1 protein-coding gene is annotated in these 1281 nt (G+C 66.4%); it reads right to left on the bottom strand.

From position 1 onward, the window contains the following. Positions 1-1281: condensation domain-containing protein (locus JK361_RS40540; RefSeq protein WP_268983306.1), on the bottom strand; the 1281-nt coding region annotated here is incomplete at both ends.

The raw sequence follows: 1281 nt of genomic DNA, 5'->3' as shown, positions 1-1281 counted from the left end.
TACATCCGACAACACCCCCTGCCACACCGACAACACATCCCGCCGCTCACCCACCGACAGAATGTCCACCGACCCCACCGGCACATCAGGATCAGCAACCACACCCGCCAGCAAACGACGCAAGAACACGACGAACGACTCGACCGTCGAACGATCGAAAAGATCCGTCGCAAACTCGAAGACACCATTCAGCCCCACCGGGGAGCCGTCCGTGGAGATGTTCTCCTGCATTCCCAGGGAGAGGTCGAACTTCGCCGTCTCCGACTGCATCGACTCGCCGGTCAGGGTCAGCCCAGGCAACGTCGGCTCGGCCTGAGGATTGTTCTGCAGGACCAGGGACACCTGGATGAGCGGGTGGCGGGACATGGAGCGCGCCGGATTCAGCGCCTCGACCAGGTGCTCGAACGGCACGTCCTGGTGCGCGTAGGCCGCCAGGTCCGTCTCCCGTACCCGCCCGATCAGTTCACGGAACGTGGGGTTCCCGGACAGGTCCGTGCGCAGGACCAGCGTGTTCACGAAGAACCCGACCAGATCGTCCAACGCCTCGTCCGTACGGCCCGCGACCGGCGAGCCGATCGGAATGTCCGTCCCCGCACCCAAGCGGGACAGGAGCGTGGCGAAGGCCGCCTGGAGCACCATGAACATGCTCGCACCCGACTCCCGCGCCAACGCCATGATGTCGGCATGGAGGTCGGCGCCCAGCCCGAAGGAGACCGTGTCACCCCGGTGCGAGGCGACCGCCGGACGCGGTCGGTCCACCGGGAGTTCCAGTTGTTCAGGCAGGCCGGAGAGGGTGCGTGTCCAATACTGCACCTGCCGGCTCAACACGCTGTCGGGGTCCGACTCGTGGCCGAGGGTCGCCTGCTGCCAGAGCGTGTAGTCGGCGTACTGAACAGGCAGCGGCTCCCAGTCCGGGACGCGTCCTTCGGTGCGTGCCGCGTACGCGGTGGCTATGTCCCGCGCCAGCGGCGCCATCGACCAGCCGTCACCCGCGATGTGGTGGAGCACCACCACCAAGACATGTGTGGTGGCATCGACACTGAGCAGGCGTGTGCGAACCGGGGCCTCGCCGACCAGGTCGAAGCCCCGCCCGGCCATGTCGCCGACAAGAGTTGCCACTTGGTTCTCGATGGCGTTCACCACGTCCAGACCGGACCACGACTCGTGGATCCCGAGAACCTTCTGGTACGGAGTGCCGTCGGCGCCCTCGGGATAGATCGTGCGCAGGGACTCGTGCCGCTGGACGACATCGCTGAGAGCGGCTTCGAGCGCGTCACGGTT

The organism is Streptomyces musisoli (assembly GCF_016741855.1).
Lineage (GTDB): Bacteria > Actinomycetota > Actinomycetes > Streptomycetales > Streptomycetaceae > Streptomyces > Streptomyces musisoli.
This window is presented reverse-complemented; position numbering and strand designations above follow the sequence as displayed.